Source organism: Bacillus sp. FSL R9-9834 (genome assembly GCF_038006905.1).
GTDB classification, from domain to species: domain Bacteria; phylum Bacillota; class Bacilli; order Bacillales; family Bacillaceae_G; genus Bacillus_A; species Bacillus_A pacificus.
On the sequence record NZ_JBBOWD010000001.1, the window covers coordinates 834,865 to 854,122 of the forward strand.

Annotated in this window: 22 protein-coding genes and 1 pseudogene; 19 read left to right on the forward strand and 4 right to left on the reverse strand. The window is 36.0% G+C overall.

Features of this window, described 5'->3' with window-relative positions:
* Positions 1 to 213 precede the first annotated feature (213 nt).
* The 4 genes from MKY00_RS04320 to MKY00_RS04335 all read left to right on the forward strand — a co-directional run bounded on the left by MKY00_RS04320 (position 214) and on the right by MKY00_RS04335 (position 1,937).
* Complete coding sequence (locus MKY00_RS04320) at positions 214 to 495, forward strand: YkvA family protein (protein WP_000733844.1); 282 nt, start codon at positions 214 to 216, stop codon at positions 493 to 495.
* 10 nt (positions 496 to 505) lie between these two features.
* A complete protein-coding gene (locus MKY00_RS04325) occupies positions 506 to 1,111 on the forward strand; it encodes a DedA family protein (RefSeq protein ID WP_000437066.1) in 606 nt (201 codons plus the stop codon).
* Between the two features lie 98 nt (positions 1,112 to 1,209).
* Positions 1,210 to 1,578, forward strand: a complete 369-nt coding sequence (locus MKY00_RS04330; RefSeq protein WP_001277532.1) for a DUF3992 domain-containing protein — start codon at positions 1,210 to 1,212, stop codon at positions 1,576 to 1,578.
* Positions 1,579 to 1,598: 20 nt separating this feature from the next.
* A complete protein-coding gene (locus MKY00_RS04335) occupies positions 1,599 to 1,937 on the forward strand; it encodes a DUF3992 domain-containing protein (RefSeq protein ID WP_000528442.1) in 339 nt (112 codons plus the stop codon).
* Positions 1,938 to 2,000: 63 nt separating this feature from the next.
* On the opposite strand, the gene MKY00_RS04340 is transcribed toward MKY00_RS04335, so the two are convergent.
* Entirely contained in the window at positions 2,001 to 2,420 is a 420-nt protein-coding gene (locus MKY00_RS04340; RefSeq protein ID WP_016716547.1) for an S-Ena type endospore appendage, read from the reverse strand.
* Positions 2,421 to 2,725: 305 nt separating this feature from the next.
* On the opposite strand from MKY00_RS04340, the gene MKY00_RS04345 reads away from it, so the two are divergent.
* The 3 genes from MKY00_RS04345 to MKY00_RS04355 all read left to right on the forward strand — a co-directional run bounded on the left by MKY00_RS04345 (position 2,726) and on the right by MKY00_RS04355 (position 5,652).
* A complete protein-coding gene (locus MKY00_RS04345) occupies positions 2,726 to 5,185 on the forward strand; it encodes a LamG-like jellyroll fold domain-containing protein (RefSeq protein WP_016716548.1) in 2,460 nt (819 codons plus the stop codon).
* Between the two features lie 80 nt (positions 5,186 to 5,265).
* Positions 5,266 to 5,469 (forward strand): hypothetical protein, encoded by a 204-nt coding sequence (locus tag MKY00_RS04350; RefSeq protein WP_000391504.1) that lies wholly within the window; start codon positions 5,266 to 5,268, stop codon positions 5,467 to 5,469.
* A gap of 12 nt (positions 5,470 to 5,481) precedes the next feature.
* Positions 5,482 to 5,652: a hypothetical protein gene (locus MKY00_RS04355; RefSeq protein ID WP_016716549.1), complete on the forward strand. Its 171-nt coding sequence runs from the start codon at positions 5,482 to 5,484 to the stop codon at positions 5,650 to 5,652.
* 28 nt (positions 5,653 to 5,680) lie between these two features.
* Here MKY00_RS04355 and MKY00_RS04360 read toward each other — a convergent pair whose 3' ends face one another.
* Positions 5,681 to 7,084, reverse strand: a complete 1,404-nt coding sequence (locus tag MKY00_RS04360; protein WP_000838699.1) for an amino acid permease — start codon at positions 7,082 to 7,084, stop codon at positions 5,681 to 5,683.
* A 160-nt stretch (positions 7,085 to 7,244) separates the two neighbouring features.
* Here MKY00_RS04360 and MKY00_RS04365 point away from each other — a divergent pair, with 160 nt between their 5' ends.
* The 9 genes from MKY00_RS04365 to MKY00_RS04405 all read left to right on the forward strand — a co-directional run bounded on the left by MKY00_RS04365 (position 7,245) and on the right by MKY00_RS04405 (position 14,948).
* Positions 7,245 to 8,468, forward strand: a complete 1,224-nt coding sequence (locus MKY00_RS04365) for a cation:proton antiporter (RefSeq protein ID WP_374203341.1) — start codon at positions 7,245 to 7,247, stop codon at positions 8,466 to 8,468.
* A gap of 125 nt (positions 8,469 to 8,593) precedes the next feature.
* A complete protein-coding gene (locus tag MKY00_RS04370) occupies positions 8,594 to 8,908 on the forward strand; it encodes a hypothetical protein (RefSeq protein WP_016716551.1) in 315 nt (104 codons plus the stop codon).
* Positions 8,909 to 8,937: 29 nt separating this feature from the next.
* The gene (locus tag MKY00_RS04375; protein WP_000648179.1) at positions 8,938 to 9,801 is read left to right on the forward strand and encodes a MurR/RpiR family transcriptional regulator; all 864 of its coding nucleotides are present in this window, start codon (positions 8,938 to 8,940) and stop codon (positions 9,799 to 9,801) included.
* 154 nt (positions 9,802 to 9,955) lie between these two features.
* Complete coding sequence (gene murQ / locus MKY00_RS04380) at positions 9,956 to 10,840, forward strand: N-acetylmuramic acid 6-phosphate etherase (RefSeq protein WP_016716552.1); 885 nt, start codon at positions 9,956 to 9,958, stop codon at positions 10,838 to 10,840.
* A 24-nt stretch (positions 10,841 to 10,864) separates the two neighbouring features.
* A complete protein-coding gene (locus tag MKY00_RS04385; protein WP_016716553.1) occupies positions 10,865 to 12,229 on the forward strand; it encodes a PTS transporter subunit EIIC in 1,365 nt (454 codons plus the stop codon).
* Between the two features lie 48 nt (positions 12,230 to 12,277).
* Complete coding sequence (locus tag MKY00_RS04390; protein WP_016716554.1) at positions 12,278 to 13,342, forward strand: DUF871 domain-containing protein; 1,065 nt, start codon at positions 12,278 to 12,280, stop codon at positions 13,340 to 13,342.
* 160 nt (positions 13,343 to 13,502) lie between these two features.
* Positions 13,503 to 13,907, forward strand: coding sequence for a DoxX family protein (locus MKY00_RS04395; protein ID WP_016716555.1), 405 nt, complete (start codon positions 13,503 to 13,505; stop codon positions 13,905 to 13,907).
* 154 nt (positions 13,908 to 14,061) lie between these two features.
* On the forward strand, positions 14,062 to 14,463 hold the full coding sequence (locus tag MKY00_RS04400) for a nuclear transport factor 2 family protein (RefSeq protein WP_016716556.1): 402 nt from the start codon (positions 14,062 to 14,064) through the stop codon (positions 14,461 to 14,463).
* Positions 14,463 to 14,948, forward strand: coding sequence for a PRK06770 family protein (locus MKY00_RS04405; RefSeq protein WP_016716557.1), 486 nt, complete (start codon positions 14,463 to 14,465; stop codon positions 14,946 to 14,948). The genes MKY00_RS04400 and MKY00_RS04405 overlap by 1 nt, the downstream gene beginning before the upstream one ends.
* A 34-nt stretch (positions 14,949 to 14,982) precedes the next feature.
* Here the strand turns inward: MKY00_RS04405 and MKY00_RS04410 are convergent, their stop codons facing one another.
* On the reverse strand, positions 14,983 to 15,894 hold the full coding sequence (locus MKY00_RS04410) for a DMT family transporter (RefSeq protein ID WP_016716558.1): 912 nt from the start codon (positions 15,892 to 15,894) through the stop codon (positions 14,983 to 14,985).
* Positions 15,895 to 16,099: 205 nt separating this feature from the next.
* Here MKY00_RS04410 and MKY00_RS04415 point away from each other — a divergent pair, with 205 nt between their 5' ends.
* The 3 genes from MKY00_RS04415 (at position 16,100) to MKY00_RS04425 (ending at position 17,783) form a co-directional block, all read left to right on the forward strand.
* Positions 16,100 to 16,594 (forward strand): Lrp/AsnC family transcriptional regulator, encoded by a 495-nt coding sequence (locus tag MKY00_RS04415; protein ID WP_016716559.1) that lies wholly within the window; start codon positions 16,100 to 16,102, stop codon positions 16,592 to 16,594.
* 128 nt (positions 16,595 to 16,722) lie between these two features.
* Positions 16,723 to 17,178 carry an N-acetyltransferase gene (locus MKY00_RS04420; RefSeq protein WP_000689149.1) on the forward strand — a complete coding sequence of 152 codons (456 nt, stop codon included), beginning with the start codon at positions 16,723 to 16,725 and terminating at the stop codon, positions 17,176 to 17,178.
* 482 nt (positions 17,179 to 17,660) lie between these two features.
* Positions 17,661 to 17,783 carry a hypothetical protein gene (locus MKY00_RS04425; RefSeq protein WP_016716560.1) on the forward strand — a complete coding sequence of 41 codons (123 nt, stop codon included), beginning with the start codon at positions 17,661 to 17,663 and terminating at the stop codon, positions 17,781 to 17,783.
* 112 nt (positions 17,784 to 17,895) lie between these two features.
* Here the strand turns inward: MKY00_RS04425 and MKY00_RS04430 are convergent.
* A pseudogene (locus MKY00_RS04430) lies at positions 17,896 to 19,236 on the reverse strand (IS3 family transposase).
* Positions 19,237 to 19,258 lie beyond the last annotated feature (22 nt).

A 19,258-nucleotide genomic window follows, 5' to 3' on the forward strand; every position in this document is an offset into this window, starting at 1 on the left:
TTTTAATGTGATTGTATAAAATTGTGTATATAAAGGGGAGTAACTTATTACAGTAAAGTCGTCATTACAGGGAGAAACCCTCGGCTTTATTGGCAACGTTTCGTTGTTAGTGAGACCTTTACCAGCAATGGTAAAGGCCCCTTATTGTCTTTTTTAGGACCCTTACCATATTTGGTAGGGGCCTTTTTGTATACAAAGAGAGGAGAAATAAAAATGAAAAAACTGATTAGTAGATTAAGAGTTGTATTTCATGTTCGTCGTTTCGTTCCATTCCTATTTGACTTTTTTACTTCAAAAGAGGTTTCAATAAAGAAGAAAATCTTATCCATTGCTTTTTTAGTTGGTTATGTAGCGATGCCGCTTGATTTAATTCCAGACTTCTTACCGTTCATCGGTATTTTAGATGATATTGGGATTGTGTTATTTATTTTGAACCGAATTGTAAAAATGGCGCCAGTTCAATTACAAGAAAAGCATAACGTAAATGTAGGATAGGAGTTAAAATATGGAGCAAATGATTTTAGATATAATTGAGTTTTTAAAGCAGTTTTCTTATTTTGGAGTTGTATTGGCTTTAACGTTTGAATTTATTCCAGCAGAAGTCGTTTTGCCTATGGTTGGATATTGGGTGTACGAGGGTGATATGAATTTTTGGCTAGCTGTATTAGCTGGAACGCTTGGCGGAACGACCGGACCGTTAACGTTATATGCACTCGGTTATTACGGTGGTCGTCCTCTATTAATAAAGTACGGGAAATACTTCTTTATTAAAGAAGAACAAATTCAAAAAGCAGATGATTTCTTTGAGAAATATGGACCGGTTGTAGCATTTGTTGGACGCTTTGTACCTGGGGTTCGAACGCTTATCTCTGTTCCATGTGGCATGGCAAAAATGAACATATGGAAGTTTAGCATATATACATTTGTAGCAATGTTTCCGTTAACGACTTTATATGTCTATTTTGGAATGAAATTAGGTCCGCATTGGGAAAAGGCTGCGGATGTTGTTGGGCAATATATGCTGCCGATATTAGGAGGCGTTATTCTTATCGTGGCTAGTATCTTTGTCTATAAATATATGAAAAAAAGAAACAAAACGGAATCTATCTAGTCACATGAATATTTTTTGAAAATAGATGAATAGTACAGGCAAAAGACTCTGGGGGACATACACATATAGAGAATCAAAAAGAGAGAGGGGAACTGACTATGTCTTGTGAGTGCTCAGGGGCAGCGTTAACTTGTTGTCCAGATAAAAATTATGTACAAGATAAAGTGTGTAGTCCGTGGTCAGGAACCGTAGTAGCGACTGCTATTACGAATGTGCTGTATAACAATAATATTAATCAAAATGTAATTGGAACAGGATTTGTTCGATATGATGTAGGACCAGCAGCAATAACATTAACAGTTCTTGACTCAGCTGGTAATACACTTGATACTCAAACATTAAATCCAGGAACTAGTATTGCTTTTACGTATCGTCGTTTTGAAACAATTGAGGTAACTTTACCAGCCGCAACAGCTGGAACATATCAAGGTGAATTTTGTATCACGACGCGTTATCCACTTTCATAGAAGAATAGGAGAGGGCTAAAATGGGGAATTCTAGTTTATCTTGTTGCTCCAATAATACGCTTGTACAAGATCAAGTATGTATAGATTGGTCCGCTACTGGTGCGGTAACGGAAACGGTGTATACGAATAATATTACGCAAGATTTATACGCATCAGGTTATGTGAAATATGATGTAGGTACAGCTCCAATTACGGTGAATTTTTTAGTAGGAGCGACAGTGGTGAATACAATTACTGTACAACCACAAAGTAGTGGATCCTTTACAGTAAGGTACTTTACTACAATTCAAATCGTAACGACAGGAACGGGAGTAAGCCAAGGACAATTATGTTTAACGGTACGTTATCCAATTTCATAAGAAAAAGCATACCAAAATGGTATGCTTTTTCTTATAGTTTGTAAGTTGAGGTCATAAATCATTTTAAAAGCAAAATGAGAATTGACAACAATATTTTCCTTCTATATACCGAATTGGATTATTTGGGAGATTAATAATTGCCACAGATTGTAATGATTGACCTGTATATGACATTGTGTTGCCAGGATAGACAGTGAAAGTATTTGTCACCTGTCCAATAATTTGAACCGTAACCGCTTCAGTACTACTAGTGCTATTATACACAGAAATATTACCCGATATTTTAAGTACACCATCTCCTTCCCATAAGATTAATGTAGAACCTTCAGAAGGCGGTGGAATTTCTTTTGTTATAAAAAAATTACCAGCGAATTCATTGTTGACTAATTCACAAGATGGTGGGTCAGGGGGAGTAGGTGGATCATAGGGAGGGCAAATGATAGATAAAGGGGCATAACAGCCGATATTTTTTTTACAAGCCATTAATAGCTCCTCCCTTCATAGTTTCTTTTTATTACTATTAAATGTTGCAAAACGATAGTTGTGTTAATAAAGGGGCAAAAAATTTCAGGAAAGTTTGTTTAATAGGCGTCCAACTCATAATCATGAATAAGAGTCTGTTAGACAAAAGATGGTTGTATAAGATAATACAAATAATGTTGGATGTTACAGTAAATTGACTGTATATTTACAAAAATTAAATAAATTTTATTTGTAATTTATATGAAGTTAATATGTGTTCAGTACAATAATCATTGTAATTAATTGATTATATGAGGAGGATTCATGTGGAAAGAACAGCTTTACGAAAAGTAAAAGGACTTATTGGATTATTAATGGTTTTTGTATTAGCGTTCGTATCATTTCCGTGGAGTACATCAGTTAAAGCGGAAGAGAAAAAGCAAGAAAAGGCACCGAGTGAGAAGAAGATAGTTTTTCCAGTTGTAAGTGATGTACATATTAAGAATAGTGGAACGGATGATACGTTTCGCTGGAAACGAGCAATCGAGCAACTGAATACACTTGCACCTAAACAAGATGCGTTTGTAATTGTGGGAGATTTTACTGATTCAGGATCACTGCAACAATATGATCGTTTCATGCAAGTGTATAATGAAAATGCAAATAAAGATGCTGTGCGAATGAATTCTCTTGGTAACCATGATTATTGGAACGGTTTATCTGTAGAGGGCGCACAGAAGCGTTTCTTAGAAAAAACAGGAATGGAATCGATTTATTATCACAAAGTGGTAAAAGGGTATCATTTCCTTGTTATGTCTCCGGAAGATGGGACAACTCATGGATATTATTCAGATAAGCAAATTAATTGGTTAAAAGAAGAAATGGCAAAGGCACAAAAAGATGATCCAGAAAAACCAATTTTCGTATTTTTACACCAACATATTAAAGATACAGTATATGGTAGCCAAGAGTGGGGAACAAAAGATAGTGCGAAAATTAACGAGGTGTTAAAAGAATATCCACAAGTTATTACATTTTCAGGCCATTCACATTATCCGTTAGACGACCCGAGATCGATTCATCAAAAAGACTTTACATCAGTTGGTACATCTTCAGTCAGTTATATGGAAGTTGAAGGTGGTAAAGTACAAGGGAATATACCGCCAGGAGCTAGTACATTAAGCCAAGGCTTATTAGTGGAAGTAGACGATAAAGAGGTAACGATTAATCGCCGTGATTTCCATACAAATTCTTGGACAGGCGAGCCTTGGAAAATTAAATTACCAGCAAAGAAAGAAACATTTACACATGTAGAAGATCGTGATAAAGAAAAGCCTTACTTTGCAAAAGATGCAAAGCTCGCTGTATCAAATGTAACAGAAAATGCAGCAACAGTAACATTCCCACAAGCGCTGGATAACCTTCTTGTTCATTCTTATCGCGTACAAGCTAGAGATAAGCAAACGGGAGAAATAAAGAACAAATTGTTGGCATTCTCAGAGTTTTATCGTGATCCAGTGCCGAAAGAGCTCACATTTACACTGGCAGGGTTAGATGGTGGGAAAACATATACACTTGAAGTAGTTGCGATTGATTCATTTGGCAATGAAAGTGTACAACCATTAACGGCGGAAATTACTACGAAAAAAGATAATATTGACCCGAATGTGAAAGTACCAAAGGCTGATGTTTTCGATGTGAACTTTGCAGATGGTACATTTAAAGACAATTCACCATTTGGTACAAAAGGTGATGTGAAGGGCAATGTGACTATTGAATATGATAAAGCATTGAAAAAGAATGTTATGAAATTAAACGGAAAAGCAAACACATTTGGATACCTTCCATTTTCAGCAGCACAAAAAGAAAAAGTTGCAAATACGTTTACGTTAGAAACAGTATTTACAATGAATGAAATTCGCGGACAAGGTATTTTGCAAAATACAGAGAGTGGCGGAATTGGTTTTGAATCTACAGGAAATGGATATGTTGAATTATGGGCTCACATTGGTGGCAGTTATAAACGTGTTGGCGTTCAATTAGAAGCAAACAAAACATATCACTTAACAGGAACGTATAACGGAAGTGAGGTAGCTATTTATGTCGATGGCAAAAAAGTAAATAGCCAACCGGCTACAGGAAAAGTGTATCATCCAAATGTACCATTTGCACTTGGAGCGGATCCTGATAGCAATGGGAATGGTGGTATTCCGTTAAATGGACAAATCGCGCTTGCGAAATTATATAGTAAAGCGTTAAGTTCTTCAGAAGTATTAGCAGCGTACAATGAGTTTTATAACCGTACGAAGTTAGAGCAAGTAAATGCGTTATTTGAAGAACTTGGAAAAGTAAAAGAAGTGTTAGCTGGTACGTATGAGTTTGGGGATAAGCCAGGTCAATATTCAAAGGAAGCATTTCAAGAATTAGAGAAAAGCTATAATAATGCAAAACAAGTGTTTGAAAATGTAGCGAGTACGGGAGAACAAATTGTTCAAGCATATAATGAATTAAAAACTGCAAATCAAACATTTATACAATCTAAAGTAGTAGAACAACCGAAAACATTGAAAGAAAAATTACAAATGAATATTGAATCTGCAAAAGCAGTAGTGAAAAAAGCGCAAGCTGCAAATGTAACGGACGGTTCAGTGAAATCATTGAGTCAAAAAATTACAGTGGCAGAATCTGTGTTAAAAGATGCGAAAGTAAAAGATACACAAGTAGAAACGATGAATCGTACGATGGAATATGCGATTTCACTCGTTGAAAAAAGCATAAACAAATAAGAGAGAAGAGAAAGAAGCTTATCATGATAGGCTTCTTTTTTGTTATACTAAAAGTAGCATAGAATGAAGGAGCGAATAATTTGGAAGAGAAAAAGTTAAAAAGAATTCTTGAATATGTATGGATCGCGGTTGTGCTCCTTGTAGGATATTATTTCTTAAAAGAAAAAAGTATATGGGTTCTATTTTTAATGACGTTCTTATTAGCGGGTTTAGGCACGTTATTTATTAACTTCTTCTTTGATAGTTTAAATGCATGGAAGAAGAAAAAGAAGGGAACGAAGTAAAGGAGGGAATATATGCAAAAGTGGAAGCTTATATATCAGGTGATTATTTTTCTATTGCTTGTAGGTATTGGCGTTTTTAAATACTCAACACCGATAGGAAATTGGGCATCGTTTACAGCTTGCATCGGCATATTTTTCATTTTACAATCGTTAACGAAAAAATATAATAATACAGAAAGATAGCTCGCCGTTTTATTGGCGAGCTATTTTGTTATGCTTTTTTCTGTTCATCGTTTGCTTTTTCAGTAGCTAAATGACTATGTTTTCTAGAGTAGAAGAAATAGAAGCATAAACCGACTATAAGCCAAGCTATAAAGCTAATCCATGTCGTTTTAGATAAATTAGCCATTAAATATAAACAGCAAAGAATAGCGACAACTGGTAATACAGGTACGAAAGGTGTACGGAATCCGCGTTTCAAGTCAGGGTGTGTTTTTCGTAAAATAAGTACTGCGCAGCAAACGAATGTGAAGGCTGTTAATGTACCGATATTTACTAAATTCGCTAATACGTGCAGATCTAAAAGTCCTGCTAATAAAGCGGCAACAACACCAGTAATCCACGTATTTAATAAAGGGATTTTCACTCTTTTATTTACACGTGCTAACGCTTTTGGAAGTAGGCCATCGCGGCTCATCGCATATGAAACGCGAACTTGTCCATACATAACGACTAAGAGAACAGTTGTCATTCCAGTCATCGCTCCAACAGCGAGTAGTCCTGCAATCGTATCTTCACCAACGAAATGCAAAGCAAACGCAACTGGATCAGAAACATCTAATTGTGTATACGGAACCATACCTGTTAAAACGAAAGATACAATCATGTATAAAACAGTACAAATAAGAAGGGAACCGATAATGCCAATTGGTAAATCACGCTGTGGTTTTTTCGTTTCTTCCGCAGCGGTTGCGATTGCATCAAAGCCTAAGAAGGCGAAGAATACAGTAGCAGCTCCAGTAATAATACCGTCGTATCCGAATGGGATGAACGGTGTCCAATTTTCAGGTTTTACATATTTTGCACCTGCTACGATAAAGGCGATAATAACGGCTAACTTGATCAGAACCATAATATTATTAATGCGTGCGCTTTCACGTATACCAAAACTTAAAAGACCAGTAATGATGAGTAAAATACAAACAGCTGGTAAATCAATGAGACCACCTTTTCCTACGCCAGGTGCCGAGGCGATTATGGCGGGCAGATGGATGTTAAATCCTTGTAGTAAAGACTGTAAATAACCAGACCAACCGACAGCTACTGCCGCGACGGCAAGTAAATATTCGAGCATTAAACACCATCCGACGATGAAGGCGACGACTTCCCCGACTGTCATGTATGCGTAAGTATACACACTTCCTGAGACAGGAATAGAAGAAGCAAATTCGGCATAACAAAAGGCTACACAAGCACAAGTAAATGCAGCAATAAGAAATGATAACATAATACCAGGACCAGAATGTTTCGCTGCAACAATACCTGTTAAGACAAAAATCCCTGTCCCAATTACGGCGCCAATTCCTAAAAACGTTAAATCAAGTGCGGTTAATGTTCTTTGTAGTTGTCGTGGTGATTCAGTAGTAATCGCCTTTTTTCGTAATAATGATTTCACTTTGGACTCTCCCCCCGTTTTTCATTTCCATAACTGCGAATGTAGTATGAGCCCACTAGAAAAGAGTATGTAAGGAAATCGAGGTACAGTTATGGTGCGTAGTTTTTAAAATTGCTGGATTAATCTTAATATAATTCAGAATATTTTGTCAAATAAAAATATGACAAATAAAATGCGGATGAATAGGAGAAACTACTTGCAGGAATGGACGAGGGTTAACGACCCACTGATTAAAGTTAAAGTAGGAGAAGATGCTATGTTATTTTATTTTGAACTTGTCGTCATTTTACTTTGTACGAAATTAGCTGGTGATATTAGCGTGAGGCTTGGCCAGCCTTCTGTACTTGGTAAATTAATTATCGGTATTATTATCGGTCCAGCTGTACTTGGTATTATAAATAGTTCTGAACTGATTGATGAGCTGAGTGAGATTGGTGTTTTACTCCTTATGTTTATGGCTGGACTTGAAACAGATTTAGAAGAACTAAATCGGAATTTGAAATCATCATTTGCAGTAGCAGCTGGTGGAATTATTTTTCCTTTCATAGGTGGTTATGTAACAGGATTGCTGTTTGGACTAATACAATCTCATGCAATTTTTTTAGGGTTATTACTTTGCGCAACGTCAGTTAGTATTACAGTGCAAACGCTAAGAGATTTAGGAAAAATGAATACGAGAGAAAGTACAACGATTTTAGGTGCTGCCGTATTTGACGATGTGATCGTCGTTATTTTATTAGCGTTTGTTATGAGTTTTTTAGGAACGCAAGATGTGAATATAACACTTGTTATCGTAAAGAAAATTATTTTCTTCGTCAGCATCGTTTTTATCGCATGGAAAGTTGTTCCGTGGATTATGAAAATGCTTGTACCACTTCGTGTAACAGAAGCGTTAATTAGTGCAGCTCTTATTATTTGTTTCTCTTTTTCGTATTATAGTGAAATGATGGGAATTGCAGGTATTATTGGCGCATTTGCAGCTGGAATTGCCATTTCGCAAACAGAGTATAAGCACGAAGTAGAACATAAAATTGAACCGATTGCGTATGCGATATTTGTGCCTGTGTTCTTCGTAAGTATCGGAATGGAAATTACATTTCAAGGTATCGGAAGTCAGCTTTGGTTCATTATCATCATGACGCTTATCGCGATTTTTACAAAGCTAATTGGATCAGGTTTAGGAGCAAGGTTAACAGGATTTAACCTTCAATCTTCTATTAGTATCGGAGCTGGGATGGTATCACGTGGTGAAGTAGCGCTTATCATCGCAGCGAATGGACTTACGGCAAATTTATTAGCGAAAGAAAATTTCACAGCGATTGTTATTGTTGTTATATTAACGACGATTATTACACCGCCGCTTTTAAAGAAATATTTCGTGTAAAGAGGAAGAGCTTATCTGATGTAGGTAAGCTCTTTTTTTATTGGAAAAGCAATAGTCATGTGGCATGAAAGGTTTGTAATTATGGTAAAATCTATGTATGTGATATGACAAGGAGAAGGATGTGTTTGAGGATTACGAAGGGAAAGATTATAGGTGTAATTATACTTCTTTTATTGTGCATACCATTTACTGCATGGAAAGAATCAAAAGTGAAAGATTTTCCGGTTTCTATTTTCTCGGAAGAAGCAGATGGTGAGTACGACCAGAAGCTGAAATATACTGCTTTTTTACCTGATGTTGCGATTTGGATGAACGGTTGGGAAAAGAAGTGGACAGAAGGGGAAAGAACTGTTTACCAAAAAAGGAATCGCATTGTAAATGTGTTTCATCCTCCTGGCGATGATGGTTTTTACCTTCTTGAAGCAAGAGAAAATAAGTAAACGCAACCGTAAGAAGTGGAGGTTAAATAGTGAAAGCTTCAACGTTACTATTTAAAATTGAAAGTAATATGGATCAATTTTCACCAGCTGAAAAGAAGGTTGCCATGTACATAACGGAGAATGCAGAGATTGTTCCGAACTTAACGACGAAAGAAGTGTCAACGAATGCGGGCGCAAGTGAGGCGAGTGTTGTTCGCTTTTGTAAGTCGATTGGAATCGGAAGTTTTAAAGCATTTAAAATCGCGCTCGTTCGCGAATTAACGATTGCTGATTATAATATTAACGATTTTTCAGTGATGAATACGGAAGATGGACCGTACGACTTGTTTAATAAAGTTACGTATGTGAATAAAGCTGCAATTGAGGCGAGCGTGACGGCGATAGATAAAAAAGAACTTGAAAAAGCTGCAGATCATATTGTAAATGCCGATAAAATTATTTTTTACGGGGTAGGCGGATCAGCTACTCCGGCGATGGACGGAGCTTATAAATTTACAAGGCTCGGATTTACAGCGATGATGCTATCTGATTTTCATATGATGTTGCCACTTGTGACGAATTTAAAAGAAGGCGATATATTTGTGGCAATTTCAACATCTGGTCGTACGAAAGATGTACTTGAAATGGCGCAATACGCGAAGAGACAAGGTGCAACAGTTATTGCGATTACGAAGCTCGATCAATCATCACCGTTATATAAAGAGGCGGATATTCGTCTTTGTATGCCAGATGTAGAACAAGATCATCGTATTGCGAGTATTGCTTCAAGAATGACGCAATTGAACATGATAGATGCTCTATATGTGATTACTTTTAATCGTATTGGTAATAAAGTGTTGGATCAATTTATGGAGACAAGAGAAGAAGCTTTGCGATTACGGAAGTTGAAATGAGAAGATGGGGAAACCCATCTTTTTTTGCATACGGACGGACATAAATTCGTCATGAAAAGAAATTAAATTTCATAAAATAGTAAAGTAATATTGATTTTAAATTTCTTGAAGTTATAATAAAAGCATGAAATTAAATTTCAAAGTAGGTGGGAATATGTTAGAAAATTTATCGACAGAACATCGTAATGAGAAGACGATGAATTTAGATGAGATGAGCATAAAAGAAGTTCTGCAAAGTATGAATGAAGAAGATCGAACTGTTGCATTAGCAGTTGAAAATGAAATAGAGCAGATTGAAAAAGTTGTGCAGACTGTTATTAAATCTTTCGAAGAAGAGGGCCGATTAATTTACATTGGGGCTGGTACAAGTGGCCGTTTAGGTATTTTGGACGCAGTGGAATGTCCGCCGACATTTGGCACAGACGATAAAATGGTGCAAGGATTTATAGCAGGCGGATTGAAAGCGTTTACTAAAGCGGTAGAAGGTGCAGAAGACCGTGAAGAGTTAGCGGACGAAGATTTAAAAAGTATTGGATTAAACGAGAAAGATACTGTAATTGGAATTGCAGCAAGTGGTCGAACTCCTTATGTTATTGGTGGCTTGAAGTACGCGAATAGCGTAGGAGCGAGTACAGCGAGTATCTCCTGTAATAAAAATGCTGAAATAAGTAAATATGCAAAACTAAATGTGGAAGTAGAAACAGGCGCAGAAATTTTAACAGGCTCAACGCGTTTGAAGGCTGGTACAGCGCAAAAATTAGTGCTCAATATGATTTCAACAGCATCTATGATTGGTGTTGGGAAAGTATATAAAAACTTAATGGTAGATGTGCAATCTACAAATGAAAAGTTAATAGAACGATCAAAACGAATTATTGTGGAAGCAACAGGTGTTAGTTATGAAGTAGCGGCAGAGCATTATGAAAAAGCAGAACGTAACGTGAAAGCTGCGATTGTTATGGTGTTATTGCAGTGTGAGTATGGGGAAGCACTGCAGAAATTAAAAGAAGCGAAAGGGTTTGTAAAAAAGGCACTATAAAATAATAGGGAGGGGGATTCTATTATGAAGAAAGAAGAGAGAATGGCCAGAGAAATTTCAGAGCAACTTGGGGGAGTAAAAAATATTCGTGGCATTGCTCATTGTATGACGAGACTGCGATTAACGCTTCATGATGAAAGTAAAGTGAATATGGACCTTTTGAAAAAGGTTGAAGGGGTTATGGGAGTTATTGAAGATGAGACGCTTCAAGTTGTCGTTGGTCCGGGGACGGTAAATAAAGTAGCAGCTGAAATGGAAGGTTTAACGGGACTCCGAATTGGTGAGGTGGCAGATCATCACCTTGAAGATCTTGGGCAAGAGATGAAGTCAGAGATTAAGAAGAAAAATAATACACCGGTGAAAAACTTTTTAAGAAAAATAGGAAGTATTTTCATTCCATTAATTCCGGGTCTTGTTGCATCAGGTATTATAAATGGGGTCGCTAACTTTGCGAAAAATGCAGGTGCTGATCCGAATGCAACGTGGCTACAAATGTTGCTACTCATTGGCGGCGGTATCTTTACATTCTTAGGCATTTTAGTCGGCTGGAATACAGCGAAAGAGTTTGGCGGGACACCGGTTCTTGGGGCAATTGCTGGTATTTTAATTTTTAACCCGGCGATGGCGACTGTAAAATTATTCGGTGAAGCGCTCGTACCCGGACGGGGTGGATTGTTTGCAGTTATTTTTGCAGCGTGGCTTATGGTTGTAGTGGAAAAACAAGTTCGAAAAGCTGTGCCAAATGCAGTTGATATTATCGTGACACCGCTTATTACTGTGTTAGTCGTAAGTATCGTAACGATGTTAGCCATTCAGCCGGTAGCAGGTTTCTTATCTGAAGGAATTACAAGCGGAATTAATGGTATTTTAAGTATTGGTGGCGCGTTTGCAGGAGCAGTACTTGCGGGGACATTTTTACCGCTCGTTATGGTCGGATTACATCACGGTTTAACACCGATTCATATGGAGTTTATTAATCAAACGCACGTAACACCTTTATTACCAGTACTCGCAATGGCTGGAGCTGGGCAAGTAGGAGCTGCGATCGCCATCTATGTGAAAACAAAAAACAAACGACTTCGTAACGTAATTAAAGGTGCATTACCAGTTGGCTTTTTAGGAATTGGCGAACCGTTATTATACGGGGTTACATTACCACTTGGGAAACCGTTTCTTACCGCTTGTTTAGGGGCAGCTGTCGGTGGTGCATTCCAAGCAGTTATGAAAACAGCTGCACTCGGAATTGGTGTATCCGGATTATCATTAATTCCGTTAATTGCTGATAATAAATATTTATTATATTTCCTTGGATTAGTAGTGGCATATACGTTCGGATTCATCTTTACGTACTTCTTTGGATTTAAAGAAGAAATGGCAGAAAACATATAGAGAAAGGGATTCCTTTCTCTTTTTTTATTCATAGAAAGGGAGATTCATATGCTAGGAGTATCAATTTATCTTTCAAAAGAGCGAGTAAAGAAACAAGAAGAATGGCTAAAAGTAGCGAAGAAAAACGGATTTTCATCTATTTTTACATCACTTCATATACCAGAAGATGACCCTGGTACGTATAAAGAGTTAATTCAAATCCTTGGGAAGCAAGCTCTTGAAAATGAAATGGAGTTAATGGTCGATGTTTCTCCAAAATCGTTACACCATTTAGGGCTAACATATGAAAATGTGGAAGAGCTATTGGACTGGGGCATTACAGGCTTAAGAATGGACTACGGCATTGCGCCAAAAGAAATCGCACGCGTATCTCACAAGATGAAAGTAGCTTTAAATGCGAGCACGATTACAGATTCATTTTGGAAAGAGTTAATCATAGAAAATATAAAGGTAGAGAATGTAGAAGCATGGCATAATTTTTACCCGCGCCCGGAAACAGGACTAGCAAAGTCCTTCTTGCAACAGCAAAATCAATATTTGCATGAGTGCGGAATAAAAACGATGGCATTTATTCCAGGGGATGGGGAGAAACGGGGCCCGTTATATGAAGGATTACCAACGTTAGAAAAGCACCGCAATATGCGCCCGCTTGAAGCGTATTTAGAACTTGTACAAGATTGTGGTGTCGATAAGGTGTTAATCGGGGATATAAGCGGAAGTCTAGAAAGTGTACAAGAGATAGCGAGTGCGAGTAGAGGGATTATCCCGCTGCGGTACAAATCGTTTATAACTGATAAAGAAGTATTAAAAATAGTGGAACAAGTGCATACAAATAGGCTGGATCCAGCTCGTGATGTCATTCGTTCTGTAGAATCAAGAGAAGAAAATAAAGTGATTTTACAGCCGATGAATGCAACTTTAAGAAAGAAAGGCAGCATTACAATTGATAATGAATTGTACGGTAGATATGCTGGCGAGATGCAAGTTGCTATACATGATTTGCCTGTAGATGAGAAAGTGAACGTTGTTGGCATGGTTGTAGAAGAGGATATTTCTTTATTGCCGTATGTTGGTGCTGGAAAAATGTTTCAACTTTTTTGTGCGATAGAGTAAAAGCTTGAATTAACGCTACTTTGTAGGAAAACATTATCCGGAAAAGGGATAATGTTTTTTGTTTTCTTTAAAAAAGTATTTGACGAATGAAATGAAATACCGTATTGTTTTGACTTGTAAATAAAAGTTCACCATAACAAAACAAAAAGGAGAGAAAAAAATGAATCAATATATTGGGAATTTAATTATTCGTATGGTGTTAGGAGTAACGTTCTTTGCACATGGTTTAGCGAAATTTCAATCAGGTATCGATAACGTAGCAGGCTGGTTTACAAGTATTGGCTTACCAGGCGGTCTTGCATATGGCGTAGCAACAGTTGAATTAGTTGGTGGTATATTATTAATTATCGGTTTAGGCGTAAGATATGTAGGATTGTTATTCGCTCTTATTTTAGCTGGAGCTATCGTAAAGGTAAATGGAGCAGCCGGTTTATTAGGAGATGGAAAGAATCCAGGATATGAATTAGATCTTGCATTATTATCAATGGGTGCGTATTTATTCGTTGTAAAAGCAGAAGGATATGTAGATCGTTTCTTAAAAGAGAAAGTAATGAAAACGAAGTAGATTTTATTTATAAATTGTTGACTTGAATAACGATTGTAACTATAATGATTACAACTTATAGATTAAGAATAAAACAATTTAATATTTTTTTACACAAGATGTAACTGCATGAGTTACATCTTGTGTAAAAATAAATAAAACGGGAGGAAGTAACATGTCTAAATCAAACTTAGAAATTATTCGAAGTACATATGAAGGATCAGCTTCTTCGAATGCAAAACATTTAGCAGAAGCCCTTTCTGAAAAAGCAGAATGGACAGAGGCGGAAGGGTTCCCGTACGGGGGAACTTATATCGGTGTAGAAGCAATAATGGAAAATGTATTTAGCCGATTAGGATCAGAATGGGATGATTATAAAGCAAGTGTAAATACATATCACGAAGTAAGCGGAAAAGATGTAATTATTGCTGAAGGTATGTATTCAGGAGTTTATAAAGAAACGAGAAAATCATTTGAAGCAGAATTTGTTCATGTATGGCAACTTGAGAACGGAAAAATTGTGAAGTTTAAGCAATATGTAGATAGTCATCTTGTTAGAGAAGCGATGAAGAGTTAATGCTTTTTAAATGGGGCGTAGGTATATGCATTACAATTATAATAATTTTCTCGTCTATAGTTGGCGGAAAGAAATTGCTTGCATATGTGGAAAAAGAAAATAAAAATATTCAAACCCAGCAAGTGGCAAACGAAAAAGAGAAGAAAGTTGCAGAAGAATCTCCACAAGTTAGTGAAGGTGAAATGATTTCTACTATGCACAAAATGGTACACCAAAAGGTAAAATCCTCTGAAAAATGGGGATTTGTAGAAATGACAAATAAGGAAATTTCTAATGTGAAAAGAGATATTGAAAATAGCACAGGTTTTCAATATAAAATGAAGTTATTTTCTATTATAAATAGATGGGAAAAAGGAGATTTTTCTCAAACTGTTGAGGAGCACAACTTTTTATGGAGCCTTCAAGGTGGAGATACTGGTAAGGCAACAGAACGTTTATCACCAGAAGAGGAAAAGCAGTATATAAAAGAAATGAAGAGAAAATAAAAACATCGCCAACTCAGATGACGATGTTTTTTCATTACGAATGTTTTCTTATTAAAGCTCTAGTTGGCTGAACAGCAACTGTTTTGAAATGAGAAAATAAATAACATCCTGTCACAACGATCATTGTCCCTAAAATTTGAATCCACGTTAATTCTTCTCCGAGGAAAAGGAATGCTAAAATAGCTGTGAAAATGGGATTGAAGTTTAGAAAAATGCCGGATGTAGTTGCTCCTAATTTTTGTACGCCAACATTCCAAAATACCATACAAAGAACTGTGGAAATGAGTCCTGTATATAAAAGTGATGTTATAAAAGAAGTGTTGATATTTGTAACAGTGAAGCTTCCAATGTTAAATGGCAGTAATAAAATAACGCCGAAAATACCAGAGTAAAGCGTCGCCATAAGCGGTGTCGTTGTTTTTGTTGCCCATTTACTACAAACAGAATACATTCCCCAAATGCAAACAGCCGCAATCATCCATAAGTCACCACTATTAAAATGTAGTGAAAATAAAAGTGCAAAGTTACCTTTTAATAGGACAAGAATAACCCCAAAGAATGAAAGAATCATAGATAGAATTTGAAGTGTATTTACTTTTTCTTTTAGAAATAAGACAGAAAATAGTGCAATAGAAATCGCGTTTAATGTAGAAATAAGCCCTACATTTGTTGCGGATGTTTTTTCTAATGCTAAAAATTGAAAGATGTTAAAAAGAGCAACCCCTGAAATTCCCATCAATATTAACGGAAGTATCGCAGCGCGTGGTGGAATGATTTTCTTTTCTTTAAACCATACCATCGGTAATAAACAAACGATCGCAATCATCCATCTTAAACTTGTAAGTGTCATTGGAGATGCGTGATCAACGAGTGATTTTCCAACGACAAAGTTTCCTCCCCATAATAAGCTCGTTAGTAATAGTAAAAAGACATAAAAATAAGGCATATTAAAATCCCCTTTGTTGTAATCAATGTGAATTGTAAATAATTTTAGCATTTTTCTTTATTGTGTAATATATTCTTTTGTATAATGGATAAAAATCGATAAAATGTTTTGTTATAAATGATATTTAAAGAAAGATATTCAGTTTTATATAAGTTATAAGGTGTTTTTTCGAATAATCATCGGTAAGAAAAAAGGGGGAATTATAATGGAGTCATCTGTTATTAAAGTGTTGGATGATTTAGATGTACAAATTTTAGATATATTACAGAAGGAGTCACAAGTAAGTAATGCAGAGCTGGCACGTCGCGTTAACTTATCACCAGCTGCGATGCATGCGAGAATAAAAAGATTAGATGGAGAAGGATTCATTGATAAGCAAGTAGCCATTTTAAACCAAGAAAAGCTTGGTTTTGATTTGTTATGCTTCATTTTTATGAGTACGAATATTCATCAATCGGATAAACTTGACGTGTTGGAAAAAGAATTAGAAGCGATGCCTGAAGTGTTAGAATGTCACTGCTTAACAGGAGAGTATGATTATTTATTAAAGGTCGCAAATCGTGATCGTAAAGAATTAGAGCAGTTTATTAGAAAGCTGAATAAGCTTGGTATTACAAAGATACAGACGAGTTTAGCACTTCGTGAAATTAAATATTCGACCGTATTACCGATACGAAATGAGGAACCGAGCATCGATTAGATTGCTTGGTTTTTTGTTTGTATAAAGTGATTGACGAGGAGAAAAGAGAGATGTATTATTATATAAAATTATGAATTAAAATTCATTTGGGTTTATAAATATTAATATTGAGGGTAAGGGGATAGAATATGAAAATCTTTAACGCAGTTACGAGTGATGTGAAAGAAATTTATAGTCTTATTGAGATTTACGCAAAAGAGGGAGTGGTTTTACCGCGTTCTCTTTTATCTCTCTATCAATACTTACAATGTTTATATGTTATGAAGGATGGAGAAGAAATTGTTGGAGTTGCTGGTTTACATGTATTAGGGGAGGACCTAGCAGAAGTCCGGTCGTTAGTCGTTTCGCATACATATGCAGGAAAAGGGATTGGACGTATGTTAGTGAATCATGTCATGAATGAAGCTGCGAAAATAAAAGTGAGTAGAGTTATTTCTTTAACATATGAAACGGAATTTTTTCAAAAGTGCGGGTTTGATTTTGTGAATAGAGATGCATTGCCAGAGAAAGTATGGATTGATTGTAGGCATTGTCCAAAGGTAGATTATTGTGATGAAGTAGCGATGATTCGGTATGTTGGGTGAAGTTTTCAGGGAGAAAAGGGCCCATTATTATTTATGTAATAGTGGGTATCTATATTTTAGTCAAATATGAAATGTTGTTAAGAATTTCAATTAGTTTTTCATACTGTAAAATTCAAATACATGACATATAAACAAAGAAGAGCCTGATATGGCTCTCAGGCTCTTCCCTCAATAGCAAAGAGTAAGTCTTTTAATTACTCTTCTCCTACATAATACACAATATGTATTTGGATGTGTAGAGCAAGAAATTCCAATATAATTATCCGAATATAGTGTTTAAAAATAAAAACTAGATATTTTAAATAAGGAATTAAATTACAAATGCTGATTTAACGCACAATAGAAACGCGTTTATATAATGAGATGGTTAATAAAGTGATATTGCAATAATGAAATATGAAATATTGCATATCGAATTGTAGAACAAAAAAGTGAAATGATAATTGAGTGAAAATGCTATTTTGTAGAAAGGAATGTATAGCTTGAAATCTGAAGAAGCTACACATCTCATTACTGATTTAGAACGAAGAAAATCAGATTTAAAAAGAATTCAAAATGGCTTTTTGGGAATTTATAGAGAGGAATATCGTGACAGTATTGCATAAGTAAATATTTATTTTAAATCAAGTGAACATGCGATTGGGATTATGAAAGATGAAAATAAAAAGAGCAGCTATAAAGTGAAGTGAACCCTAAAAGTTAGACACGGTTATTTCATTAGGCAGCTTGATAAAAGGGAGTCCGGTATTGTACCGGGCTCATTTTTAATTTTGCCTTAATCCGTTTCGTATTATAATAATCGATATATTTTTTTAATTCTATTTTAAAATGTTCTACACTTTCAAATTCTTTTATATAGAGGAACTCCGACTTCATAATCCCAAAGAAATTCTCTATTACTGCGTTGTCGTAACAGTTACCTTTTCGAGACATACTCTGGACAATCGCTCTTGATTCAAGTGTACGGACGTATTGTCTCATTTGATAATGCCACCCTTGATCCGAATGCATCAGTAGTTGGTGGTTTTCAGGTAAACGTTCTAATGCCTTCTCTAACATCTCTGAAACAAGTGAATACGTCGGTCTAGAACCAATTGTATAGGTAATCATTTCACCATTATACAAGTCTAATACAGGTGATACATACAGTTTTTCTCCAAACAATTTAAACTCTGTGATGCCCGTTACCCATTTTTGATTCGGGGCATCTGTGTAGAAATTACGCTCTAACATATTAGGTGCAATTTTACCGACTTTTCCTTTATAGGATTTATATTTCTTCATACGCACAACACACTTTAATCCAAGCTCTTTCATAATGCGCTGAATCTTCTTGTGATTCACTTTCTGACCACGATTCATTAATTCATCACGAATGCGACGGTAGCCATAACGACCTTCATTTTCCTCATAAATCGCTTTAATTTCAGCTTTCAAATCGGCATCTTGATCCGGACGATTCATTTTTTTTACTAAATCATAATACGTAATCCGTGGAATGCCAGCTAGCTCCACGAGTGCCTTCACCGAATATTTATGCCTTAATTCATAGACTACTTGCGCTTTGTCTTGTTTCGTGATTTTTCCTTGTTTTGAACTAAGGCATTCAACTTTTTTAAGTACTCATTTTCCATTTCAAGCTGTTGAACACGTGCTTCAAGTGCCTCAACTGACCCTTCAGCTAACGCTGTTTTAATTGTTTATTTGAATCTTTTTTCATGGATGGACGCCCCTTTTTCTTAGATTGAAGGGCATCAATTCCTTGTATTTCGAACTGTTTTTTCCAAACAGAAATCGTTGAAGGGCAGGAATGTTAAAGATAGCTGCCGTCTCAAATAAGGACATACCGTTTTCAATCATAAAGTTTAGTACGTCTAGTTTAAATTGTTGTGTGTAATTTGTACACCGTTTTAGAAAAGCTTCCACACCATTCTGTTTATATTGGTTTACCCAATTCAGAATGATTGTGTTACTTATACCGATTTCTCGACAACTTTCATTTCCTTTCAAATAACGTAGAACGATTTGTATTTTTTCATCAGCTGTAAATTTAGCCATAGAAAAACTGCACCTCCAATTG